This is a genomic window from Paenibacillus sp. FSL R5-0749 (genome assembly GCF_038595085.1).
Lineage (GTDB): Bacteria > Bacillota > Bacilli > Paenibacillales > Paenibacillaceae > Paenibacillus.
The window spans coordinates 4,756,752-4,782,666 of record NZ_CP152005.1 but is presented as its reverse complement, the minus strand read 5'-3'; the positions used below and the strand labels follow the sequence as shown (position 1 = coordinate 4,782,666).

17 protein-coding genes are annotated in these 25,915 nt (G+C 49.9%); 16 read left to right on the top strand and 1 reads right to left on the bottom strand.

The window, feature by feature from the left end:
• Positions 1–10 precede the first annotated feature (10 nt).
• The 11 genes from grpE to MKY85_RS21330 all read left to right on the top strand — a co-directional run bounded on the left by grpE (position 11) and on the right by MKY85_RS21330 (position 9,871).
• Complete coding sequence (gene grpE / locus MKY85_RS21380) at positions 11–574, top strand: nucleotide exchange factor GrpE (protein WP_339236072.1); 564 nt, start codon at positions 11–13, stop codon at positions 572–574.
• A gap of 160 nt (positions 575–734) precedes the next feature.
• Positions 735–2,579, top strand: coding sequence for a molecular chaperone DnaK (gene dnaK / locus MKY85_RS21375; protein WP_342570695.1), 1,845 nt, complete (start codon positions 735–737; stop codon positions 2,577–2,579).
• 129 nt (positions 2,580–2,708) lie between these two features.
• Positions 2,709–3,833: a molecular chaperone DnaJ gene (gene dnaJ / locus MKY85_RS21370; protein WP_339236068.1), complete on the top strand. Its 1,125-nt coding sequence runs from the start codon at positions 2,709–2,711 to the stop codon at positions 3,831–3,833.
• 250 nt (positions 3,834–4,083) lie between these two features.
• Positions 4,084–4,452, top strand: a complete 369-nt coding sequence (locus MKY85_RS21365) for a hypothetical protein (RefSeq protein WP_017687219.1) — start codon at positions 4,084–4,086, stop codon at positions 4,450–4,452.
• Positions 4,453–4,673: 221 nt separating this feature from the next.
• Positions 4,674–4,853, top strand: coding sequence for a YfhD family protein (locus MKY85_RS21360; RefSeq protein ID WP_017687220.1), 180 nt, complete (start codon positions 4,674–4,676; stop codon positions 4,851–4,853).
• Entirely contained in the window at positions 4,846–5,238 is a 393-nt protein-coding gene (locus tag MKY85_RS21355; protein WP_339256488.1) for a hypothetical protein, read from the top strand. Before MKY85_RS21360 ends, MKY85_RS21355 begins: the two co-directional genes overlap by 8 nt.
• Before the next feature lie 189 nt (positions 5,239–5,427).
• Positions 5,428–6,393 (top strand): 50S ribosomal protein L11 methyltransferase, encoded by a 966-nt coding sequence (gene prmA / locus MKY85_RS21350; RefSeq protein ID WP_339236063.1) that lies wholly within the window; start codon positions 5,428–5,430, stop codon positions 6,391–6,393.
• 3 nt (positions 6,394–6,396) lie between these two features.
• Positions 6,397–7,077 carry a site-2 protease family protein gene (locus MKY85_RS21345; protein ID WP_339236061.1) on the top strand — a complete coding sequence of 227 codons (681 nt, stop codon included), beginning with the start codon at positions 6,397–6,399 and terminating at the stop codon, positions 7,075–7,077.
• Between the two features lie 138 nt (positions 7,078–7,215).
• Positions 7,216–7,980, top strand: coding sequence for a 16S rRNA (uracil(1498)-N(3))-methyltransferase (locus MKY85_RS21340; RefSeq protein ID WP_339236059.1), 765 nt, complete (start codon positions 7,216–7,218; stop codon positions 7,978–7,980).
• Positions 7,981–7,982: 2 nt separating this feature from the next.
• Positions 7,983–9,329, top strand: a complete 1,347-nt coding sequence (mtaB, locus tag MKY85_RS21335; protein ID WP_342570694.1) for a tRNA (N(6)-L-threonylcarbamoyladenosine(37)-C(2))-methylthiotransferase MtaB — start codon at positions 7,983–7,985, stop codon at positions 9,327–9,329.
• A 107-nt stretch (positions 9,330–9,436) separates the two neighbouring features.
• Positions 9,437–9,871, top strand: coding sequence for an NUDIX domain-containing protein (locus tag MKY85_RS21330; protein ID WP_339306694.1), 435 nt, complete (start codon positions 9,437–9,439; stop codon positions 9,869–9,871).
• Positions 9,872–9,928: 57 nt separating this feature from the next.
• On the opposite strand, the gene MKY85_RS21325 is transcribed toward MKY85_RS21330, so the two are convergent.
• The gene (locus tag MKY85_RS21325; RefSeq protein WP_342570693.1) at positions 9,929–10,930 is read right to left on the bottom strand and encodes a Na/Pi symporter; all 1,002 of its coding nucleotides are present in this window, start codon (positions 10,928–10,930) and stop codon (positions 9,929–9,931) included.
• Positions 10,931–11,498: 568 nt separating this feature from the next.
• On the opposite strand from MKY85_RS21325, the gene MKY85_RS21320 reads away from it, so the two are divergent.
• The 5 genes from MKY85_RS21320 to MKY85_RS21300 all read left to right on the top strand — a co-directional run bounded on the left by MKY85_RS21320 (position 11,499) and on the right by MKY85_RS21300 (position 25,681).
• Complete coding sequence (locus tag MKY85_RS21320; protein WP_339236047.1) at positions 11,499–12,875, top strand: class I SAM-dependent rRNA methyltransferase; 1,377 nt, start codon at positions 11,499–11,501, stop codon at positions 12,873–12,875.
• A gap of 225 nt (positions 12,876–13,100) precedes the next feature.
• Positions 13,101–16,604: a helicase-exonuclease AddAB subunit AddB gene (gene addB, locus MKY85_RS21315; protein ID WP_342570692.1), complete on the top strand. Its 3,504-nt coding sequence runs from the start codon at positions 13,101–13,103 to the stop codon at positions 16,602–16,604.
• Positions 16,601–21,022: a helicase-exonuclease AddAB subunit AddA gene (gene addA / locus MKY85_RS21310; RefSeq protein WP_342570691.1), complete on the top strand. Its 4,422-nt coding sequence runs from the start codon at positions 16,601–16,603 to the stop codon at positions 21,020–21,022. Before addB ends, addA begins: the two co-directional genes overlap by 4 nt.
• Before the next feature lie 58 nt (positions 21,023–21,080).
• A complete protein-coding gene (locus MKY85_RS21305; protein ID WP_339236037.1) occupies positions 21,081–22,265 on the top strand; it encodes an exonuclease SbcCD subunit D in 1,185 nt (394 codons plus the stop codon).
• Positions 22,262–25,681 carry an SMC family ATPase gene (locus MKY85_RS21300; protein ID WP_342570690.1) on the top strand — a complete coding sequence of 1,140 codons (3,420 nt, stop codon included), beginning with the start codon at positions 22,262–22,264 and terminating at the stop codon, positions 25,679–25,681. Before MKY85_RS21305 ends, MKY85_RS21300 begins: the two co-directional genes overlap by 4 nt.
• Positions 25,682–25,915 lie beyond the last annotated feature (234 nt).

The following is a 25,915-nucleotide window of genomic DNA, read 5'->3' as shown; positions in this document are numbered from 1 at the left end:
GGTGAACATCTTGAAAGAGGAGCAATCATTTACAGAAGAACAAGAGGTAACAGCAGCTGAGCAGGAGCCTATTAATGAAGCTGGCGCTGCAGAAGCACAAGCTGAGGAGATCGCTGATCAGGAGCAGGATGAGCTTGCGCGTCTGAAGGCTGAAGCTGAAGAGCAACAGCAGCGTTATGTCCGTGCACAGGCTGATTTTGATAACTTCCGTCGTCGTACGCAGAAGGAAAAAGAAGAATTGGCTAAATATGCTTCGATGAAGCTGGTCACCGAACTGGTACCGGTTATTGATAACTTCGAGCGCGCCATGGCTACTGTACCGGAAGGAGCAGAGGTCGAATCTTTCTCCAAGGGCATGCAAATGATCTTCCGTCAATTGGAAACGGTGATGAATAACGAAGGTCTGACGGCTATGGAATCGGTAGGACAACCGTTCAATCCTGAATTCCACCAAGCGATTATGCAAGTGGAGAGCGACGAGTATGAAGAAGGTATCGTTGTTGAGGAAGTCCAAAAAGGCTACATGCTGAAAGATAAAGTGCTTCGTCCAGCTATGGTTAAAGTCAGCTCATAATTTCCTCATGGGAAGGTATGAGTCGGCTCCTTGGTTGAACAATGTGGGCGAAGTTTAATATAAAGGTTTGTACACATAGAGCACGATTAGCAACATGAACATCTAAATAAGGGCCAGATCAGACCCATTCATTTTAAATTGTTGAGGAGGAAATTTTCGGATGAGCAAAGTAATTGGTATTGACTTAGGAACAACAAACTCATGCGTAGCAGTAATGGAAGGCGGCGAGGCTGTCGTAATTCCTAATCCGGAGGGCGCACGCACAACTCCATCCGTAGTCGGTTTCAAAAAAGATGGAGAGCGCGTTGTCGGTGAAACAGCAAAACGTCAAGCGATTACCAATCCGGATCGTACGATCATGTCGATCAAACGTCACATGGGTACTTCCCACAAGGAAACAATCGATGGCAAAGACTACTCTGCACAAGAGATCTCTGCAATCATCCTGCAAAAATTGAAATCCGATGCTGAAGCTTATCTGGGTCAAACGGTAACTCAAGCCGTTATCACTGTACCAGCTTACTTCAACGACAGTCAGCGTCAAGCGACTAAAGATGCGGGTAAAATTGCAGGTTTGGAAGTTCTGCGTATCGTCAACGAGCCTACAGCAGCAGCTTTGGCATACGGTATGGAGAAATCCGAAGACCAAACGATTCTCGTATATGACCTGGGTGGTGGTACGTTCGACGTATCCATTCTTGAACTGGGTGACGGCTTCTTCGAAGTTAAAGCAACTAGCGGGGACAACCAACTGGGTGGCGATGACTTTGACCAAGTGATCATTGATTATCTCGTAAGTGAATTCAAAAAAGATCAAGGCATTGACTTGAGTAAAGATAAAGCGGCGGTTCAACGTTTGAAAGATGCAGCGGAAAAAGCGAAAAAAGAACTTTCCGGCGTATTGACTACAACGATCTCCTTGCCGTTCATCACGGTAGCTGATGGCGTTCCTCAGCATTTGGAGTTGAACCTGAGCCGTGCGAAATTCGAAGAAATCTCTGCAGGTCTGGTTGAGCGTACGCTTGAACCAACTCGTCGTGCATTGAACGATGCGGGTATGACAGCTAACGATATCGACAAGATCGTATTGGTTGGTGGTTCCACACGTATTCCTGCAGTACAAGAAGCGATCAAAAAACTCACTGGTAAAGAGCCTCACAAAGGCGTTAACCCGGATGAGGTTGTAGCCTTGGGTGCCGCTGTACAAGCGGGCGTACTGACAGGTGACGTGAAAGACGTTGTATTGCTCGACGTAACTCCATTGTCCCTGGGTATCGAAACAGCAGGCGGCGTGTTCACTAAAATGATCGAGCGTAACACAACGATCCCTACAAGCAAATCTCAAGTATTCTCCACGTATGCAGACAATCAACCAAGTGTTGAGATTCATGTTCTGCAAGGTGAGCGTGAGATGGCAGCGGGTAACAAATCGCTTGGACGTTTCATGTTGGGTGATATTCCACCAGCTCCACGTGGCGTTCCACAGATCGAAGTTAGCTTCGATATTGATGCCAACGGTATCGTTAACGTATCTGCAACAGATAAAGGTACGAACAAAACTCAAAAAATCACAATCACTTCTTCCAGCGGTTTGAGCGATGAAGAAGTTGAGCAAATGATGAAAGATGCTGAGTTGCACGCTGAAGAAGATAAAAAACGCAGAGAACTCGTTGAAGCGAAAAACAGTGCAGATCAACTGATCTACTCTGTTGACAAAACGATCAAAGATCTTGGCGAAAAAGCAGATGCTGGCGAAGTTGAAAAAGCGAATACTGCTAAAGAAAAACTGCAAGGTGTTCTGGCTTCCGACAACCTGGAAGATATCAAAGCGGCTACAGAAGAACTGACAGAGATCGTTCAACAACTGTCCGTGAAACTGTATGAGCAAGCTCAGGCGCAAGAGCAAGAAGCGCAAGGTGCTGAAGAGCAACAAGGTTCCGCTAAACGTGATAACGTCGTAGACGCTGATTACGAAGTTGTGGATGAAGATAAAAAACAAAACTAATTCGTAGTTCTACGCGAATTAAACATCGGTGACGTTCGAATTAGAGGGAAAGTCATAGCCGGGGCTCCCGCGCTTTGGCTTTCCTTTTGTCACGATGTGCGATATGGTGAATGATATGGGGGTGGAAGAGTGGCTGAAAAGCGTGATTATTATGAGGTGCTTGGCGTTAGTAAAACAGCTAACGACGATGAGATTAAAAAGGCTTACCGTAAGCTTGCCCGTCAGTATCACCCTGACGTAAACAAGGCTGCTGATGCGGAAGCTAAATTTAAAGAAGTCAAAGAAGCTTATGACGTAGTGAGTGATAGTCAGAAGCGTGCACAATATGATCAATATGGTCATGTCGATCCGAATCAGGGTGGATTCGGTGGTGGCGGTGATTTTGGCGGCGGCGGATTTGGCGACATCTTCGACATGTTCTTTGGCGGTGGTGGCGGTGGACGACGTGATCCAAATGCTCCGCAACGGGGGAATGATCTGCAGTACACCATGACAATTGAGTTCAAGGAAGCGGTATTCGGTAAAGAAACCGATATTACAATTCCGCGTACTGAAGGCTGTGATACCTGTCATGGTTCAGGTGCCAAACCTGGAACGAAACCGGAAACCTGCTCGGTCTGCCATGGTAGCGGTCAGCAGGAAGTTGTGCAAAATACACCGTTTGGTCGTATGGTGAATCGTCGTGCATGTTCGAACTGTAGCGGTTCGGGCCAAATTATCAAAGAAAAATGTACAACGTGCAGTGGCAGCGGGAAAGTCCGCAAGCAACGCAAAATTCATGTTCGCATTCCAGCGGGTGTGGATGACGGAGCGCAACTGCGTATGACAGGTGAGGGCGAGGGAGGCCTGCGTGGCGGACCAGCCGGAGATCTGTATATTGTCATTCGCGTGAAATCACATGATTTCTTCGAGCGTGAAGGCGACGATATTTATTGCGAAATCCCACTTACCTTTGCTCAGGCAGCTCTGGGAGATGAAGTTGAGATCCCGACGTTGACCGAGAAAGTGAAACTGAAAGTACCAGCGGGTACACAAACGGGTACGTATTTCCGTCTCAAAGGCAAGGGCGTACCACGCTTGCGCGGTATGGGGCAAGGGGATCAGCATGTGAAAGTGGTTGTGGTTACACCTAGTAAGCTGAATGACGAGCAGAAAGATCTGCTTCGCCAAATTGCTGCGCTGGATGGAGAGCAAACACATGAGCATGAACAATCTTTCTTTGATCGAGTGAAACGTGCATTTCGCGGCGACTGAGAATAAAATATAGCAAGTCCAAAAGGACACCACAGCGGTTTTTTACCGCAGGGTGTCCTTTTTTTGTACGCCTTTTTTTAGTGGTTCAGCCGTTTTGGCAAAATCCATGGATATATGCTATGAAGAGCAACAGCAATTTGTGGGAGCATTTCGGTATATTCTGCGCGAACTTGCGGAAAGATAGCATGGCGAGAATGATATGCATAGCTGATAGCTGATATGCGAGAAATTAGGGAAGCAGGTGAAGCGGATGACCGAGAAAAATATTTTGGCGTACTTTCACAGCCCGGAGCAGGCCCAAGGGGCGGCCAAAAAACTGGAGGCATTGCGAGTGGAGGACCTGTCCATTAATCGATTCAGCCGATATGCGGGTGTAGGACCAAGCGGGGCTTCCTACAAGCCGGGCGTTTCCGGCAGTTTTTCATCATGGGTGCCCGATTCGATGCAAACGAATGCCAGTGCTGGAATCATGGCTGCAGCAGACCCTTCTGCGAGCGGCATGAGTGATGGTGGACAAGGTGGACCTACAGGAAGGGATGTATTACTTACTGTGATCGTTGATGAATCGGTACATCACCGCGCGATGTCTATAATCGAACAAGCCGGTGGAATGATCTAGTTTTAAGAAATGTTTAAAGATGAACAGTGAATTACACTTTAATGGAGAGTGTAGAACCAATCTGAAGAAGCGAAGCGTTCGCCTTTATCTCCGGATTTCTCCCTTTAAGAAGGGAGTTGAAGAAATCTGGGGATAACAGCGATCGGAGGTATGGTACTACAATCGGAGTGTTACAGTGTATCACTTCTTAGTTCATTTTAATTTGAAGGAGGAGCATTACAATGGCAGAACATGAACGTCCGGGCAAGATTCTAACAAAAACGGAAAAAATGAAACGGATGCAATCCGCGAAAAATGAAGACGTGGAATTCAGCGCTGAAGCTGCGGATCATGAAGATATAGAAGCACTACGCCGCAGTGAAGCGGCTGATCGACGTCAGGGACGGGAGCTTCATGACTGAAGATCGCTCGGCAGTGACCCTCGAAGCTGTTTTTACAAGCTGGACGGAGGCCGAGTCTGCACGCAGAGCCCTGACATTGTTGCACCCGAACCAATTGAGTATCGAGAGCCTTGGCAATGAAACGTCTGCATTGGACTCACACGATGTTACGGGCTCTGATAATTCTCCTACAGCCATTGTCGGCGGATTCAGTGGTGAACTGAATGTACTTGCTCTGATTAGTGATGACACGGAAATGTTGTCCAATGGTCAGGTGTATGATACGCCTGAAGAGGATTCGGCAAACAGGTTTAAACAAGAAATTTTGTTAACCGTGTCCGTTTCGAACGATTCGCTCCCGCAAGCCGCAGAGATGATCACGCAGAATGGTGGACGCTTTTGCTAAATCAGATTTGAATGTTGCAATATGCTGAAGTAAATGAATCAGATATGTATATTAGACGACAGGATATTCGAGCAGTCAGACTGCGGATATCCTGTTTTGTTTTTCTTTTACTGGTGCGGCTTTGTACTCCGGCTCGCTTGTGTAGTACAATAGTTGGGATGTTTGAAAAATGAGGAGGAAAAACCAAGTATGTTATGGCATGAACTAACAATACATACCACAGAAGAAGCTGTGGAGATGATTTCGAATTTTTTACATGAAGCGGGTGCTGGAGGGGTTTCGATAGAAGAGTCCGGTACTTTAAATAAAAAACGGGACACCACATATGGTGAGTTATACGATGTTCCTTTGAATGATATTCCTGAAGGCTTTGCGGTCATCAAAGGGTACTTCTCCGAAGGTACGGATATGGTTGCACTACAGTCAGAAGTTAATCCTAGAATTGAGGAACTCTCTGAATTCGGAATTGATACAGGTGAGGTTCGCTATGAGACGCGTACAGTGGATGAAAATGACTGGGCAACAGCCTGGAAGCAATATTTCAAGCCGGTACGTGTATCGGAACGTCTGACGATTAAACCAACGTGGGAAGAGTATACGCCAGAAAGTCCGGATGAGAAAATCATTGAGCTTGATCCCGGCATGGCTTTTGGTACAGGAACACACCCAACAACCTCTCTCTGCTTGCGCACACTGGAAACGGTTATTCAGGGCGGTGAGGAAGTCATTGACGTAGGTACAGGTTCTGGCATCTTGGCTATAGGCGCGATTAAACTCGGGGCAAAACATGTGCTGGCGCTCGATCTTGATCCGGTTGCGGTAATCAGCGCCAGGGAGAATGTGGAACTGAACGGGTTGGAGCAACAAATTACGGTTAAAGAAAGTGATCTGTTGTCCGTCCTTGGGAGTCAAGACCCTGCGCTTGGCGTGCAACTGCCAGTTAAGGTTGTTGTGGCGAACATTCTGGCTGAGATCATTTTGTTGTTCGTGGACGATGTGTACAATGCGCTTGAGTCGGGTGGCACCTATATTGTGTCGGGCATCTGGAAGAACAAAGAACAAGTGGTGCATGATGCGTTGGTAGCCTCCGGGTTTGAAGTGAGTGCGATCCACCGTGATGAGGATTGGCTGGCGTATGTAGCCAGAAAGGGGTAACGTATGGACTTTTGGAATTCGTTCTTTCGTTATCCGATTGATCAGCTTCCGTTTTTCCTGCTGACGATCCTGATCGCATTTACGGTGCATGAATTCTCGCATGCGTATTTTGCCAACAAATTCGGTGATCCGACAGCCAAGCTATTGGGTCGGGTCACACTGAATCCGGTTGTACATTTTGACTTGTTTGGGGTGCTGTTGCTCATTATTGCCGGCTTCGGTTGGGCTCGTCCGGTTCCGGTTAACCGGGCTAACTTCGACAAGCCAAGGTTGATGGGCATCATCGTATCCGCAGCAGGGCCTCTGAGTAATCTGTTGCTGGCAATCATCGGTACAATCATCTATGCGTCATTGGTTGGTTCGGGAGCACTCGGCGGTATAGATAATGAGCGGTTGCTGACAGCAATCACGACGTTCTTCGCTATTTTTAACTTAACCAACTTTTTCTTGTTCCTGTTTAACTTGATTCCGTTGCCACCTCTGGATGGTTATCGGATTCTAGAAGATGTACTGCCACCTTCACTCAGCCGCAAGCTGCAAGGGGTGGAGCAATGGTCCATTTTTATTTTCTTATTAATTCTTGTTATTCCTCCGTTGCAAAATGTGACGATTCAACCTTTGTATGAGTTTGCGCAAACAATGTATGTGGATCTGGCAAAGGTGATTATTGAATTATATCGCTAAAAGCGCATCTTGTATTGGACCGGAATACTGGTCAGAAACACGTAAAAGTTGTATGATCATCTGTGGCGATTGGATTCATGCCTGTCTTAAGGCGGGGTGAATTCCAGTCATAACAGGACAGAATGGGTGGATTGACTAATGCAGCGATATTTTGTATCTGCAGAACAGTTTAATGAACACGATGTGATCATCACAGGTGATGATGCACGCCATATTGGTAGGGTCATGCGTGGTAAACCTGGAGATAAACTGATTGTCAGTGACGGAAACTCCAGAGAAGCACTCGTCGAAATTGAGACCATTGAAGTTGGCCAAGTGACAGCGAATATTGTGGAACCTCTCGAGATGGACCGTGAAGCACGGATTCGAGTAACTGTGGCACAGAGTCTGCCCAAGGGCGACAAGATGGAAACAGTTATCCAGAGATGTACTGAGATCGGAGCGGTATCCTTTGTACCTTTCCTATCAGAACGTACGATTGTGCAATATGATGCCAAGAAAGAAGGCAAACGGTTGGAGCGGTGGCGAAAAATTGCCAAGGAAGCTGCCGAACAGAGTCATCGGAATCGCATTCCATCCGTCGAGCAGCCGCTTTCCTGGAAAGGGCTGTTATCTTCTTTTGAGGGCTATAGTCTGGTATGTTATTGTTATGAGAAAGAAAACGGTAAACAGCTGAGAGATGCATTGAAACCGTTTGTTGAGCAGCTTGCGCCTGATGCAAGTGCAGAAGTACTGATCGTTGTTGGACCGGAAGGTGGATTTTCTGAGAAGGAGACGGCAGAGGCTGATCAGGCAGGTGCTGTATCTGTTGGACTGGGCAAACGCATTTTGCGTGCTGAGACAGCTGGAATGGCAGCACTAACTTGCGTGCTATATGAATCCGGAGAAATGGGAGGAATGTAATTATGCCATCCGTGGCGTTTTACACCTTAGGCTGCAAAGTTAATTTCTATGATACAGAGGCGATTTGGCAATTGTTCAAAAACGAAGGTTACGATCAAGTGGACTTTGATGAACAGACAGCGGACGTATACTTGATTAATACTTGTACAGTAACCAATACCGGCGACAAAAAGAGCCGTCAAATTATTCGTCGTGCCATTCGGCGCAACCCGGAGGCGATCGTGGCTGTTACAGGCTGCTATGCGCAGACTTCTCCGGCAGAGATTCTGGACATCCCTGGGGTGGATCTGGTTATCGGTACACAGGACCGTGACAAGATTTTGCCATATGTTAATGAAATTCAGGAGTCCCGTCAACCGGTTAACGCGGTGCGTAATATTATGAAAACCCGTGTGTTTGAAGAAATGGACGTACCGGATTTTGCTGACCGTACCCGCGCATTCCTGAAGATTCAGGATGGTTGCAATAACTTCTGTACATTCTGCATTATTCCGTGGTCTCGGGGGCTTTCACGCAGCCGTGAGGCAAGCAGCATTATTCAACAGGCGCATCAACTCGTACACGCCGGATACAAGGAGATTGTTCTGACGGGTATTCATACAGGTGGTTATGGCGATGACATGGAGAATTATGATCTCACCGATCTGCTGTGGGATCTGGACAAGGTGGAAGGTTTGGAGCGTATTCGAATCAGCTCGATTGAAGCTAGTCAGATCGATGACCGCATGCTCGACGTGATCCAACGTTCGGATAAACTCGTTCGTCACTTCCATATTCCGCTGCAAGCGGGGGATGATACGGTGTTGAAACGCATGCGCCGCAAATATACGACAGAAGAGTTTTACAACAAGATGCTTCGCATTCGGGAAGCGATGCCGGATGTGGCGATTACAACAGACATTATTGTTGGATTTCCAGGTGAGACCGATGAGATGTATCGGAATGGCTATGAGCTGATGCGGAAGATCGGTTTCTCCGAAATGCACGTATTCCCTTATTCCAAGCGTACGGGTACGCCAGCAGCACGAATGGAAGATCAGGTGGACGAAGAGGTCAAAAATGCACGTGTGCATGAACTGATTGAGTTGTCTGAGCAGATGCAGCTGGAGTACGCTAAGCAGTTTGTTGGACAGGTACTTGATGTTATTCCCGAAGGTGAAGCCAAGGGTCGTGAGGGAAGTGGCAAGCTGCACGGTTATAGCGACAACTACATTCAACTGGTCTTTGACGGAACCATGGATATGGTCGGTAAAGTGTGCCGAGTCAAAGTCGTTGAAGCTGGTGTCAACGAGAGTCAGGCTACGCTGGTACGGGTGTTGGAAGATAATCTGAAGTCCGCCGCGATGTGATCGAGGCGTCAGAAACAAGGATTTCATTTCCTTGGGGAGCTTACCCGGGGAGATGAGGTCCTTCTTTTGCAAAAAATAAGATATTGAAGTCGATGGGGGAGAGTACGATGAACAAAAAAGAAATTTCAGCAGGCGGAGTTGTGTATAGAAAAGGGGAAGACGGACGTCTTCAAATTCAGCTTATCGTAGATCGTTATGGTAAAACAACTCTCGCCAAGGGCAAAATGGAAGATGGAGAAACAATCGAACAGACGGCACTGCGCGAGATTTTGGAAGAGACAGGTATGGTGGGTCGTATTGTAGAGCCAGTTGATATCATTGCATATACGTACCAACATGCAGACTTTGGCCCGGTGGACAAGGAAGTTCATTATTATCTCGTAGAAGCCGAGAGTGGTGATCTACAGCCTCAGATTGAAGAAATCAAAGGTGTGGATTGGTATGCTCCGGAAGAAGCATGGTCCAGACAGCAGCAGAGCGGATATGATAATAACGATGATATCTTGCGTGTAGCCCTGAACAAGTTAGGCGTTAACGTATAACGCATCATAATTCTGGTTAGTTAGCCGCGCGATCTGTGGGCATGGACAGTTTGATCATCAAGCCCCGGGTGACTTCGCCGCAGGGGCGTGAACCGGTGGTTTTTTGTGCCAGATGGGCAAGTAACAGAATGGCAAAGCAAGCAGTGAACTGGTGATGTTAAAAAGGGTCTGGGCATGCGCAATCTGTGCCCCGTTGTCCGCTGACAGCCAGGCCGAAGCTGCATGCAGCTGGCCGATCAGCGGCATAAAGAGCAGCGCTCCCGCAATGTTTAATACAACATGGGAGGTTGCGACAAATTTGCCCGCGGATGCGCCGCCCGCGGCAGCGATCACAGCGGTGATGCAGGTCCCCACGTTGGACCCGATCACAATGGCGATGCCGATCTCCACAGGCAATACCCCTGTGGCTGCGAGCGTAATCGCCATGCTAATGACAGCTGCGCTGCTGTGAATGAGCGCCGTAAGACAGGCACCTGCCAGGAAGCCCCACCACAAGCTGTCGGCCGAGCGGTCGAGAAACCATTGAAATACACCCATGCTCCGCAAGGGTAAGGCAATGGATTGCATCACCTGTATGCCTGTCATGACAAGTGCAAATCCCGCAGCTGCCAGGAAGCTGTACTGGATGTTAAACAAAGTCCGGCGTGTGCGCTCAGGCGCGGCCAGATTGCGTTCTCCAAGCACAACAAACATGGCCCAGCCCGTCAGCGACAGGACAAGCAATGGCAGGGAAGCGCGTCCGATCTGCAGTCCCACCAGCTCCGTCGTCAGACATGTCCCGATGTTGGTGCCGAGGATGATGCCGAGTGTGCGTCCATAGGTGATTAATCGGGCATTCGCCAGTCCAATGGTGAGTACGGTGACAGCCGTACTGCTCTGTAACAAGGCCGTTGCACCTGCACTGAAGGCCATGCCTTTCCACGGAGCAGAGGTGGCACGATTGAGCCAACCTGCCAACATGGGCCCTGCCATGCGCTGCAATGCCGTCTCCATCAGCTTCATGCCACCAAAAAAGATAATAAGCCCATAGAGTAGGGGCAATATTACATCTCTAAACATAGAAACATCATTCCTTCCGTCCGGTTCCTTACCTCATCCTATGAGTAAATAGAGACAACCATGACAAGCCTAAAGGAATTCAGAGGGAAGCCAGCCTCCCACAATTCAAGTATTTCAATTGCTGCACCCCAATTCGAAAGATACGGTGCTTTGTGCAAGTGTAGTGGAGGGGACGAAATCGAATCTGAAGAAGCGAAGCGTGCGCCTAAAAGCTTTCTGAAAGAAAGCTACATCGAAAGCATATGCTGTCTCCGGATTTTCCCTTTAAAGAAGGGAATCAAAAAAATCTGGAGACAACAGCGATCGGAAGATCGATTCGTAACCGAAACGCCACCTAATTGCTGCACCCCAATTCGAAAGATACGGTGATTCGTGCAAACGTAGCGAAGAAGACGAAATTGTTACCGAAGAAGCGAAGCGCTCGCCTTTATCCCCGGATTTTCCTTTTTAAAGAAAGGGAATCGAAAAATCTGGGGATAACAGCGATCAGAGGAACAATTCGTCGCCGTAGCGTCTCCTTTGCACCAAACCTATCTTTTCAACTAACTATGAAAGAAGTGGATCTACCTTGCCATCAGTTACACTCGAACGCAGTCGCAAAAAGCGGCTTGAACATGCACATCCATGGATTTTTAACAACGAAATTGCCTCGGTTGACGGAAACCCGGAGCCGGGAGATCTAGTCAATGTATTGAATCATCAAGGTCGCTATCTGGCGACAGGTTATTACAATCCCGCATCTCAGATCACGGTAAGGGTTGTAGCTTATCAACCCCTGGAGTCCGAACAGATGGATACGGCATTCTTTGTAGCGCGTTTTCGCGATTGCTTGCGTCATCGGGAACGTTTTATCCAGGATGGAGAAGCGTACCGTCTCGTTTATGGGGAAGCTGATTTTCTGCCCGGATTGATCGTTGACCGATTCGGTAGCATCCTCGTTGTACAGTTGCTTACACTTGGCATGGATCGTTGCCGTGAAGCCATCGTTCAAGCACTCATTGAAGTGATGCAGCCTGAAGGCATATATGAGCGCAGTGACGTCTCAATTCGTGAACTGGAAGGTTTGGAGCAGACCAAAGGTCCACTGTATGGAGAATGCCCAAGACATGTCACCGTTACCGAGAATGGACTACTCATTAAAGTCGATATCGTGGAAGGACAGAAGACAGGTTACTTCTTCGACCAACGTGAGAATCGTGCAGCGATCGAACCGCTTATGAAGGGTTGGGGCTATAAGAGTGGAATCACACTCCAAACGACTGAGCAGGACGGCACAGAGCAGCTCTTGCCTGTGAATAAAAGCGGTAAGGTAGTTACATTCCCTTATTGGGATGGTGCCACCGTACTGGAGTGCTTCTCACACACGGGCAGCTTCACGTTAAATGCTTGCAAATATGGAGCCAAGAAAGTGACTTGTCTTGATATATCGGAGCATGCCATTGAAAGTGCACGAACGAATGTCGAACTGAATGGTTTCACCGACCGTGTCGAATTCGTAGTTGCCGATGCATTCCAGTACTTGCGTGAACAAGTGAAAGGACTGGATGAACGTACTGCACGTGCGCGTGCTGGCGAACAAAAAGTAGATACTTCCAAAGCGCTTGCAGCTGGCGGTAAAACGTTTGATGTAGTGATCCTCGATCCCCCAGCGTTTGCCAAGACGAAATCAGCAGTCAAAGGCGCATGCCGTGGATATAAGGATATCAACCTGCAAGGAATGAAACTGGTCAATGAGGGCGGATATTTGGTAACCGCCAGCTGTTCATACCACATGCGTCCAGACCTCTTCCTGGATACGATTGCTGATGCAGCGGAAGATGCTGGCAAAGTGCTTCGTCTGATCGACTGGAAGGCAGCCGGTAAGGACCACCCGCAAATTTTGGGCGTGGATGAAGGACATTACCTCAAATTTGCTATTTTCGAGGTGCGCAGCAAAAAGAATTAGAGAAGTCTCTTTTTACTTTTTTTAATTCTTCGTGAGATAAAGTGAAGTTTAAATGAATGATACTTTCGGTTAAAAGTCCACAGTGTGAACAGCTGCGGGCTTTTTGCCGTGTTAACGGAGAGAGTCTCCGGTTTTACCGGATAGTGGCAAACGTATGTTCCGAACCAAGTCAGATATGTTATACTGGGAATTAAAATCTTGTACGTGTGGTTTGGAGGATTAGACATGTCCGTTCGTTTTCTTATTGGCCGGGCAGGCAGCGGCAAAAGCTCGCTGATTACCCGGGAAATTACATCCTTGCTTCAAAAGGAGCCGCAAGGTAAACCTTTGATTTTACTCGTTCCCGAACAGAGTTCCTTTCGAACAGAGCAGGCATTGGTGTCTTCTGGAGCAATTAAAGGTACCATGCGTGCAGAAGTGCTCGGCTTTCGCCGATTAGCTTACCGCATAATGCAGGAAGCAGGCGGTTCTGCTCGTATTCCAATCGGAGCCGAAGGCAAAAAGATGCTGCTCTATAAGGTCATCCAGCGTCGTAAGGAAGAATTGAAGCTGTTTGGTGCATCCGGCAGCCAGCTGGGTTTTATAGGCGAATTAAATGACTTATATAGTGAGTTTAAACGTTATGAAGTTGATCCATCTTTGCTGGAAGAAGGGTTGTCTGGAGGGTATACCTCATCCTCTTCGCCAATTCTGGAGGACAAGTTGCATGACTTGAATCTGATCTATCGTGACTATGAACAGGAACTGACCAATTTATATATTGATGATGAAGACACGTTGACCGAGCTGACAGATCGTTTGTCGGAAAGTACATTACTGCAGGATGCTCAGATCTGGATTGATGGTTTTCAGGGATTCACGCCACAGGAGATGAGTGTGATCGGTCGCCTGATGTTGCAGTGCTCTTCCGTGACGATTGCACTGACATTGGATCGTCCATATGATCACGGCGCACTGCCTGGAGAACTGGAACTGTTCTATCCAACGGCAAGTGCCTATGCGCGTTTGAAAGGGATGGCTGAAGAACTGGGTGCACCGAGCGATATCACCGTGCTAGATTCGGAGATTCCACCTAGATACAAGGATCGTCCGGGACTTGCTCATCTGGAGGCTGGTTTTGACCGCCGAATTCGTTGGAAAGGTGATGGTACTGATTCAGGAATCCGCCTAGTTGCAGCGGAGAACCGACGAGCTGAGATGGAGGGAGCACTCCGTGAGATGCGGCGTCTGGCGCAAAACGAAGGTGCGCGTTATCGGGATATGGCAGTACTTGTTCGTCAGTTGGATACCTACGCTGATATAGCTGAACCGTTATTCAGGGACTATGGTGTACCTGTCTTTCTGGACCGCAGAAGAAATGAACTTCATCACCCATTATCCGAATTTATCCGTTCCGCACTGGATATTGTTCGGCGCCACTGGCGTTACGAGGATGTATTTCGCTGTGTCAAAACGGATCTGCTGCTTCCGCGTGATGGTTCCATCACTCGTGAAGATATGGACCAGCTTGAGAATTATGTGCTGGCTTGTGGTATTCATGGGTATCGCTGGACTGACGGCAAGCCGTGGAAGTATGTACCCAGCCTGTCGCTGGAAGACAATGGTCAGGATGGCCGTAGTCGTGGACGGGACCAAATGCTTTCTTTAATGGAGCGTTGTCGAGCGGTCATTACAGATGCCTTGGGTGCTTTTGAGAAACGGATGAAAAAAGCAAAGACAGCCAAAGCTCAATGCGAGGCACTATACAGACTGCTGGAAGAGGCCGAGATTCCATGGAAGCTGGAACAGATGTCTGCTGAAGCTAAGACTCAAGGTGACCCAGAACGGTCGAGAGAACATCGGCAGATGTGGGGAGCTGTGCTGGATCTATTGGATCAGATGGTAGATATGATGGGCAATGAACGGTTGGATATCACTCTGTTTGCCGGGATGATTGAGACCGGATTAACGGAACTGAAGCTGGGTCTGGTACCACCCGCACTTGATCAGGTATTGGTTGGTTCCATGGACCGTACACGTCTTCAGGACATCAAATACGTATTTATCCTTGGTGCAGTTGATGGTGAATTGCCAGCTGTACCTCAGGATGATGGCGTATTAACGGAACTGGAGAGAGCGTTACTGACGGAAAGAGGTGTAGCGCTTGGACCAGGTGCAACGAGGCAAATGTTGGATGAACGTTTTCTGATCTATACGGCACTTACAGCGGCAAGCAACCAATTGTGGTTGAGTTACCCGGTTGCTGATGATGAGGGAAAAGCACTGCTTCCTTCCGAGATTGTCCGCCATGTACGGAAAATGTTTGGTCTACAAGAACAGCCATTGCTTGCCCAACCACCGGTTGTGAACTCGGAAGAATTCCATTGGTCGTATGTCACCCATCCGGGTCAGAGTCTGTCTGCGCTCATTGGACAATTGCGTAAATGGCGTCGCGGAGAAGACATCCCTGAAATGTGGTGGGCGGTCTACAATTGGCATGTATCTCAGGAGACAAGCAGACCTCAGCTGGAACGGTTGATGGGATCAATCTTTTATCGTAATCGGGCATTGCCACTACGTACAGCCACCAGTCGCAGACTGTATGGCACAGAGGTAAGGACGAGTGTCTCGCGAATGGAGCGGTTCGTAGCTTGTCCATTCTCGCATTTTGCTTCGCATGGGCTGCGCCTCAAAGAACGGCAATTGTACCGCCTTCAGGCTCCTGATATCGGACAATTATTTCATGCTGCACTAAGTCAGCTGGCTATGCGTTTGCGTGAAGAAAATCGTAGTTGGGGCAGCTTGACCCCAGACCAATGTCGTAAGGAAGCCGAGCAAACGGTGGAGCAGATTGCACCACAGCTGCAAGGGGAGATTTTGCTAAGCACTAAGCGATACGGTTATATTTTCCGCAAATTGAAGGATATTGTTAGCCGGGCTTCCGTTATTCTGGGTGAACAGTCCAGACGTGGAAGTTTTGAACCGATTGGGCTGGAGCTTGATTTTGGACCGGATAAAACACTGCCGCCTCTGCGTTTTGAACTGGAGAACGGCTGTGTGATGGAGATTGTGGGTCGGATTGACCGTGTGGATGTGGCAGAAGGCGAGAATGGTCTGCTCCTCCGTGTCATTGACTATAAATCAAGCCAGACGGACCTCAAGCTGCATGAAGTGTACTATGGTCTGTCATTGCAGATGCTCACCTATCTGGAGGTGCTGCTTAGTGCTGCCGAGGAATGGCTTGGAGAAACGGCGATGCCTGGAGGAACGCTGTATTTCCATGTGCATAACCCGCTGTTGCAATCCGCAAACGGTATGACATCGGAGCAAGCCGGACAAGAACTGCTGAAACGGTTCAAAATGAAAGGTCTGCTGCTGGCGGACCGGGATGCTATCACGCAAATGGACAATACCCTGGATAAGGGATATTCGGCCATAATTCCGGTTGCTCTTAAAGCAGATGGCAGCTTTTATAGCAGCGCCGCTGTAGCTACGCCAGAGCAATGGGATACGCTGCTTGCTTCAGTTCGCAGTAACATCCGCGAGATTGGTACCCGGATTACGGATGGGGATGTGGCGATTGAGCCTTATCGTATTCAGCAGGAAGTGGCATGCACGTTCTGTCCATATAAGCCTGTTTGTCAGTTTGATGAGAATATAGAAGGAAATGAATATAATCTGCTTGCCAAACCGGGCAAACAGCAAATCTGGGATATGTTATCTCACACCAAGGGAGGGGAAACATCATGACGAATATGCCTAAACCGGAAGGAAGCTTCTGGAGTGACGATCAGTGGAGTGCGATCTCGGAAAGCGGAGAAGATATTCTGGTTGCTGCTGCGGCGGGATCGGGCAAAACAGCCGTATTGGTTGAACGTATTATTCGCAAGATCGCTGATCCCTCCCAAGGATTTAGTGTGGATCGGTTGCTTGTAGCTACGTTTACCAAAGCCGCCGCCGCCGAGATGAAACAACGGATTCGGGAAGCGTTGGAACGTGCGCTTGAAGAACAGCCTGGAGAAGAACATCTGCGTAAGCAACTGTCCCTGCTTGGGCGGGCATCCATTACCACATTGCATTCATTCTGTATGGAAGTCATTCGCCGGTACTACCAGCAGATTCCGTTGAACCCGGCTTTCCGTATCCTGAATGAAAATGAAGCTGAAATCATGCGGCAAGAACTGCTGGAAGAACTCTTTGAGGAAAAGTATGGCGAAGAAGATGAAGGCAGTACATTCCGTGAATTAGTGGACTGGTTCAGTGGAGAACGAAACGATGATGCCATGCATCGACTGGTGCAACGCTTGTATGATTTCTCCCGCAGCCATTCCTGGCCGGATCATTGGCTCTCAGAGATGGCATCCGCTTTTCAGGTGGAGAGTGTGGAGGAGCTGGGGCATTCAGCATGGGTTCAGAGTATTATGCGTGATGCTGCTCTTGCTTTAAGTGGTGCTGCAGGACTGCTCCGCCAAGGCATCCATATTTCCATGCAGCCTGAAGGCCCTGCACCGTATGCAGATACGTTAAAAGAAGATCTGGTGATGGTGGAGGAGCTGCTGTCTGCGACCCAGGTAATGCCGTGGGAAAAGTTGCCCGAAGTGTTTCAACCCGCGGCATTTGGCAAATTGAAACCCTGCAAAAAGGATCAAACGGACCCGGTTTTACAGGATCAAGTGAAGGAACTCCGAGAGGCTGCGAAAAAGGCAGTTTCCGACCTGAAAGGCTCATTGTTCGGAAGAAGTGCGTTTTCGTTCTGGCAGGAGCTGGAGCAGGCGGCACCACTCATGCAGGAGTTGTCGAGGTTGGTGAGTACATTTGGAGAACGTTATCGGCAGGCCAAACAGGAACGTGGGCAAGTGGACTTCAGTGATCTGGAGCATTATTGTCTTCACATTTTGCGACATGAGGATTCAACGCCTGAACTCTCGATGCCTTCCGATGCGGCTATGGAATATCGTTCGCGATTCGATGAGGTGTTGCTTGATGAATATCAGGATACCAATACGGTTCAGGAAGATATCGTGAAACTGATCTCCAGAGAAAACCCGGGTAACCGATTCATGGTAGGTGATGTCAAACAGAGTATCTACCGGTTCCGGTTGGCTGAGCCAGGTCTGTTTATGAACAAGTATCGTCAGTACGGAGCGAACACGCATGAGGACAGAAATGGTGAAGATCGCCCGAATCGTACAGGTCAACGTATTGATCTGGCACGTAATTTCCGCAGTCGTGCGGAAGTCGTGCATTCGGTCAATATGATATTCCGGCAACTCATGAACGAAGGTGTGGCAGAGATTGCTTACGATGAACGTGCTCAACTGGCATATGGGGCTACGTTCCCGTCAGAAACGCTTGGCGATGAGGCGTATACACCTGAACTTATGCTGATTGATCGTCAGGGCGGCGGTCCTGATCTGACAGAGAGTACGGATGAGAACGGGGATGCAGCGGTCTCCGCAGAACTGGAAAGTGCCGAACTTGAGACAGCCCATTTGGAAGCACGGGCAATCGCAAGGCGTATTCGTGAGATGGTTGGAGATACGGACCAACCTGCCCTCCATGTGTACGACAAAGCCCTGCAAACGATGCGCCCGGCACGTTACGGTGACATGGTCATCTTGCTGCGTTCAACCTTGATGTGGGCTCCGCTCATGATTGAGGAGTTCAGACAGCAGGGAATTCCTGCTGGAGGAGAACAGAGCAAGGGGTACTTCCAGGCCACGGAAGTGGAAATCATGATGTCTATGCTTCAGCTTGTTGATAATCCAAGGCAGGATATTCCGCTCGCTTCCGTGCTTCGTTCCCCGATTGTTGGATTGGATGAAGAAGAACTGGCACAGATTCGGCTCGGTGACAAAAGACAGTCATTCTATGATGCAGTTATAACGGCTGCTGGGGAATGGGGCGATTCTTCCACTAATGACGTACAACAATCCCGGCAGGAAAATCATCCTGATTCCAATATCGTCCAGTTGCAGTGGCCGGAAGCCTGGTCAGAGATGGAACAAGGACAGCGGGAGACAGCCGCTTCTGTCGAAGCAGAGATTCTTGACCATGGATATGAATTCGATGTGCATACAGAAGGAATTCAAGATGCTGGTTTTACTGGACATGCAAGCGAGGATATGGGCGTTACGGAGATTTCAGGCTCGGCGTTGCAGCAAAAGTTAATTCTCTTTTTGCGTCAATTGCAGCAGTGGAGACTTGAGGCAAGACAAGGCAGTCTGAGTGAACTGATCTGGCGTATGTACCGAGAAACCGGGTATTTGGACTGGGTTGGTGGTCTTCCCGGAGGATTGCAACGTCAAAGTAATCTTAAGGCATTGTACGATCGCGCACGACAATATGAGGAATCAACTGCAAATCGCGGCTTGTTCCGTTTCCTGACCTATGTCTCAAGATTGCGGGACAACGGAGGAGACCTGGGGACTGTAGCGGGTAGTTCCGGTGAGCAGGACAACGCTGTACGTATCATGACGATTCACCGGAGTAAGGGTCTGGAGTTTCCGATCGTTTTTGTCGGTGGCATATCCAAGATGTTCAATCAACAGGATCTGAACGCACCGTTTCTCATGCATAAGGAACTGGGATTTGGTCCGAGGTTTGTGGATCGTGAGAACCGGGTTGCCTATCCTACACTAGCCAATCTGGCGATTCGTCGTCGCGCGCAATTTGAATTGCTTGCTGAAGAGATGCGTGTGTTGTACGTTGCGTTGACCCGTCCTAAAGAGAAAATGATTTTGCTGGGTACTGTAAAAGATGCGGCGAAAAAAGCGTTGGCGTGGTCTCAGGTCAAGGACAGTACTGAACTGGCATTGCCAGACTACCTGCTGGCTGCTGGACGGAGTTACTTGGACTGGATTGGACCATCCTTAATGAGGCATCCAGATGCGGCTGTGCTGCGTGAACTTGCTGGAAGCAATGATTCGTTCTCGTCCTGTCTTGCAGATGATCAATCACGATGGGCAATTTCTATTATTTCCGCCGATCAGGTATCCCGTGATCATGTGGTGGATCAGACTCTGGGAGAAGAAGACGGGATGACGGTGGTGCGGAAAGAACGAATTGCTGCGCTAAAAGCGGTTCAGCCCGTGAAATTGGTTACATCCTCAACTGTAGAAGAGCTCACGATGAATGCACAAGATACGGTGAACCAAAACATTGCAGATACAGGTGCAGATACGGTAGCTCTGCAACAAGAAGAGACACGGCTGATTCACGAGGTTGATCAACGCCTTTCGTGGACATATGCCTATGAAGCGGCAACTCAAGTGGCAGCCAGTACATCTGTCACGGAGTTGAAAACGTTGCTTTCGATGCAGGACATCCAGTCTGTAGAGGTAATGGAGGAACTGGGAGAACAGTCGGAGACATTATTGGATCAGAACAACCCGGGAAACCATTACACCAACGATGAAGCAGGCCATGCACTACATGGCTTATCCAGTGAATTGAACGAGCATGGGATTGGGTTGGGGTCAGGTTCAGACGGTACGATGAACGTTTCGGATGCGGGATCTTTGGGTACGTCATTCAAATTGCATCTTCGTCGTCCAAAATTTATGGGTGAGAACCAACTGACAGGGGCAGAACGGGGGAACGTGTATCATACGTTGATGCAGCATCTTCCTGTGGATGGATCAACAACCATTGACTCACAGGTTGTTGAACAGACCATTGAGCGGTTGATTAAGCTTCAGATTCTGCTGCCCCATCATGTTGAGGCGATCGAACCCGAAGAACTGACCGGATTTTTCAATACAGAACCCGGGGAAGAATTATTGCGTGCAGATTGGGTAAAACGGGAGATCCCTTTTGTATATGGGCTTCCGGCACATCAGTCTCCTGTGGAATGGTTACATGAACGGGCATCGAATTCAGATATGCAGGCACTAAATATAGATAGCAAAATGAAGGCAACGATTGAAAATGAAACAGTGCTTGTACAGGGAATTATCGATTGTCTGTATGAGGTTGACGGTGAGCTTGTTTTGCTCGATTACAAGACAGATCGGGTGTTGGAGCATCGTGGTGGTTTGGGTGAACTCACCAAAAACTATCGCTTCCAGCTCGATCTGTATGGACGGGCGATTGAAGATATATTAGGTCGGAAAGTTGACCGGAAATGGCTGTACTTTTTTGATGGTGGACATGCAGTGAAACTGTAAAAGAACTTGATCGGAATCAGAACCATGGATATCACATGGGAGAGGGGTGGAACGGACGATGCGTATTTTGCACACAGGGGACTGGCATTTGGGAAAAACGCTGGAAGGACGAAGCCGACTGCGTGAACAGGAGGATTTCGTTGATGAACTCGTCAGACTGGCGGATGAGCAGCAGGCGGATGCCATATTGATGGCTGGAGATGTGTATGATTCGGTGAATCCTCCCGCAGCGGCGGAGCAGCTTTTTTATGAAGCTGCAGCGCGTCTGACGGAGCATGGAAGACCTCTCGTGGTCATTGCAGGCAATCATGATCAGCCAGAACGTGTAGCTTCTGTTACGCCACTTGTGAACAGGCAGGGCATTACACTCGTAGGTATGCCTACTTCAGAAGCAGTGACCATCCATGCCAAGCGTACCGGAGAGACTGGACAGATTGCGGCATTACCTTATCCTTCTGAAGCCAGATTGAATGAATTGCTGACAACGGATGGGGACGAAAATGTGCTTCGCCAGGCATATAGTCACCGGGTGGGTATGTTAATGCAGCGTCTGGCAGCTTCCTTCCGCCCGGATACCGTGAACTTGGCCATGAGCCATATCTATGTGCTCGGCGGACTTGAGAGTGATTCGGAACGTCCGATTCAGATCGGTGGGGCCTACACGGTGGACCCTTCGTCTTTATCGACTGGTGCACAATACACGGCGCTTGGGCATCTTCATCGTGCTCAGGCTGTCAAAGGTGACGGTGTAATTCGATATAGCGGTTCGCCTCTGGCCTACAGCTTCTCGGAAGCTGGACAGAGCAAGTCTGTCACGATGGTTGATCTGGCCCCGGGCGGAGCTGCACAGGTAGAAGAAGTTTTGTTGACGTCCGGGCGTCCGCTTGTTCGCTGGAAGGCACGTGGCGGTCTGGCAGAAGTATATCGCTGGCTGGAAGAGGGACGTGATCCGCAGGCTTTTATTGACATGGAAGTATGGCTGGACGAGGCAATGTCTCTGAAGGAGATTCAACAGCTGCGAAAATCACATGAAGGGATCATTCATATTCGCCCGGTGTATCCCGAGATGGCTGCAGCAGGACTTTTGGAGCAACGATCCGAGCTGCCGGTACATGAACTATTCCGTAAATTCTATCAGCGTCAGACAGGCGGCGCACAGCCGGAAGACAGCCTGGTACAGCTTTTCCTTGAACTTGTGGATGAAGACGAGCCGGGTCTGCGTGAGGAGGTCGAGGAAAGATGAAGCCAATTCTACTGAAAGTTGCCGGACTTCAAAGTTATCGGGAGATGCAGGAGATTGATTTTACCGTGCTGACGGAGACGGGTCTATTCGGTATTTTCGGTCCAACGGGCAGTGGTAAATCTTCCTTGCTTGATGCCATCACACTCGCCATGTATGGCAAAGTGGAACGTGCGGTGAATGGGACGCAGGGCATTATGAATCATGCAGAGGATTCGTTGTCGGTTGCTTTTACATTTGAATTGATGTCGACTGAAGGCACGCGAAGGTTCCAGGTAGAGCGACGTTTCAAACGAAATAATGAAGTGTCGGTAAGTAACACGATCAGCAAATTCATAGAGACGGTCAATGGCGAAGAGCAGGTACTTGCCGACAAATTGGCAGATGTGAATCGCTGTGTTGAAGATGTAATTGGTTTGAAGATGGATGATTTTACACGGGCAGTGGTGCTTCCGCAAGGGAAGTTTGCCGAGTTTTTGTCACTCAAAGGCAGTGAGCGTCGCCAGATGCTGCAACGATTATTCCATTTGGAGAAGTATGGGGACCAGTTGGCCATCAAATTAAGTCGGCGGGTCAAGGATAATGATATGGTTCACCAATCCCTTGCTGCGGAGCAACAGGGACTTGGCAATGCCAGCAAGGAAACATTGGATGAGACGAAACGTCTTCTTCAAGCTGCTGTTCAGCAGTCTGAATTGTCCCGCAAAGCGCTGGATGAAGCTGCAAAGGAAGCCGAACAACTGGGTAAAATTCGTGAGTTAAGTCACGAACGGCAGGCTCGTACAGATGAACAGCAGAAGCTGAAGGCTCTGGAGCCACAGGTTGAGGCGGGCGAACAACGGCTGAAACAATCCGTTGCGGCAGATGCCATACTGCCTGCGTTGCAGACGGTTCGAGATGCTACAGCTACACAGAAGCAGCGGCAGGATATTGCCGAGACGGCTCATCAGCAAGCTCTGGAACATGAACGTGTGGCTATTCAGGAATCGGAGAAGGCCGAGACGTCACGTAAGCAATTGACTGAGGAAGAACCGAAACTTATGCTGCGCCTGGAGCAGCTCGAACAAGCGAAAGAGCTGCAACGGGAACGGGATGGGCTTCAAGCCGATTGCTCGCGCCTTGCTCAGTTTCTGGAACAGGGGCAGGGCGAACAGACCGCGCTGGGACAGCAACTTGAAAAGGAAAAGGAGCTGCAGCAGCGCGGGCGCAAACGGCGTGAGGAACTACAGGAGAGCCTCACGCCGAATGAAGTGAAGTCAGAGGAACGCAGGCTTCTTCAGGCGGCGCTTGAACTGAAGCATCGTGTGGATACTGCTGCGGAGCAATTGCAGCAAAACAAGGCTGACATGCAAGCCTATAAGCAGTCGGCAGGTCAGGGAGCCGACAAGCTGAAGGCGGCGGCTGAGGAAGAGAGACGCCTGAGTGATCAGCGTCAGCATCTCGTGGAACAGGCGTCAGCGGGTCTTGAGGCCTTGCTTGCCTGTGAGCAGGACATCAGCCGCGAACAGCGCCTGCTGGCCCTTGCGGAGGAACAGCTGCGTGGCACGATGCGCGAGCAAGAGCTGCACCAGCTGTCCTCCGCCTTGCGCGCCGAGCTGCGCGATGGCGAGCCGTGCCCGGTGTGCGGCTCGCCGCATCACCCGCTCCCGGCTGCGCCGCCGGGAGAAGGTCCGCACGCAGGCGATGCGGACCTGGAACTGCTGCGCAGCCTGCACGCGGAGCTGCAGGAGCTGCGCTTTGGGCTGCGCCAGCAGCTGCACGAACGTCGCAGCCTGCTGCCGCAGCTTGGCGCTGCGGCCGGCGAAGCTCCTGCCGCAGCCGAGGCCGCGCCTGCGGCAGCGGAGCCCGAGCCCGCCGGGTCGCCCGAATACGGGCGCTCCCCGGCAAGCTGGGCATCGCGTGCCGCTGCGCTGCGCGAAGCCGCGCAGGCGCTGGCTACCGCAGCAGCGCCGCTCCAGGCCGAAGCCGCCGCGTTGCAGCAGGCGGCTGTGGGCGCGCAGCAGCGCCGCATGGAAGCGGCAGCTGCGCAAGAGGCCGGTCGTGCCGGGCTCGCCCAGGCGGAGCGCAAGCTGGCCGAGAGCGAGGCTGCAGCGGCTGCCTTGCAGGGCCGCTGGACCGCGGAACTGCCGGGCATCGCTCAGGAGGAGGCCAAGGCCCTCTATCAGGCGATGCAGGAGCGCGATGCGCGCGCCGAAGACATCAAGGAACGTCTGAATAAAAGCGTGACCTTCCTTGAGGAAAAAGATCAGATCATTCAATCGCTTCAGCAGAAGTTGGTGGAATTGGACAAACAACTGATCCAGTGGCAAACGCAGTGGCAGGGCAATAACAAACTGCTCGCTGAGAAAGAAGAACGCTTGCGCCAGTGGGTTGGGGAGCAGCGGGTAGAAGACCTGATTGCTGCGGCTCAGGCTCGTCTGGATGGACTGCGCAAAGAAGCTGCGGAGTCAGCACAACGCTTCAAAGAAGCGGATCATCTGAAGCAGGAATCAGCCAAGAAAGATGTCATGGCTCAGCAGGCTGCCGCCTCGGCAACAGAGCATCTGCAACAAGCACAGGAACGGTGGAATCAATTGCTGGAACAATCCCCTTTCGACTCGGATGATGCCGTTGTGTCCGCGGCGATGCCTTCCCAGGAAGCGGAACAACTGGCGGGCGAGATCCAGCAGCACCGTGAACGTGAGCGTGAACTGGCATCCCAATTGCGTGAACTGGAACAAAAGCTGGGTGGTGCAGTTGTATCGGAGGAGCAGTGGTTAGCCTGCACTGAACGTTTGCAGCAGGTCCGGGCTCAGGATGAGGCTGCCCTACGTGCGAAAGCACGTGCAGAACGTGATCTGGAGGATGTGGAGCAGCGACATGTTCGCTGGACCGAACTGGAGAACAAGAGGTTGGAGGTCAGCCGTCAAGGCGAACTGCTCAGCAAACTTCAATCCGCATTCAGAGGTAATGCATTTGTTGAATATATTGCAGAGGAACAACTGATGCAGGTCAGTCATGCGGCATCTCAGCGTCTGCGCTTCCTGACCAAACAACGTTATTCACTGGAGGTGGATTCCGGTGGTGGTTTTGTGATCTGTGATGATGCCAACGGAGGAGTCAAACGACCGGTATCGACGTTATCCGGTGGCGAGACGTTTTTGACTTCGTTGTCACTGGCCTTGGCGCTGTCGGCCCAGATTCAGCTGCGAGGTCAGTACCCGCTTCAATTCTTCTTCCTGGATGAAGGGTTCGGTACACTTGACCCTGAGCTGTTGGATACTGTCATTACGTCTCTGGAAAAATTGCATGACGACCGATTAGCTGTTGGTGTTATCAGTCACGTGCCTGAACTGCGTGCACGCTTGCCGCGCAAGCTTGTGGTGATTCCGGCAGGTGAGGCCGGAAACGGCTCACGGGTGGTCTTGGAGACCCTGTAGCGGGAAACGATGTAAGCAATATCACGGATAGAAGCGCTTCTTATAGTCCAAGCCTGAGGTTGTTCAAAAAGTCCGCTCTTGATTACGAAGGGTGTCTGGCGGCAGCATCATCCTCAACATCGAATATGAAGTATAGCCGAAATAAGTAGGGGCTTATATTGATGCCTGGGGAAACATTGCAGTTGCTCACGTAGCTTTTTACGCTCCTTACGACATTTCTGGCTTTATCCCATC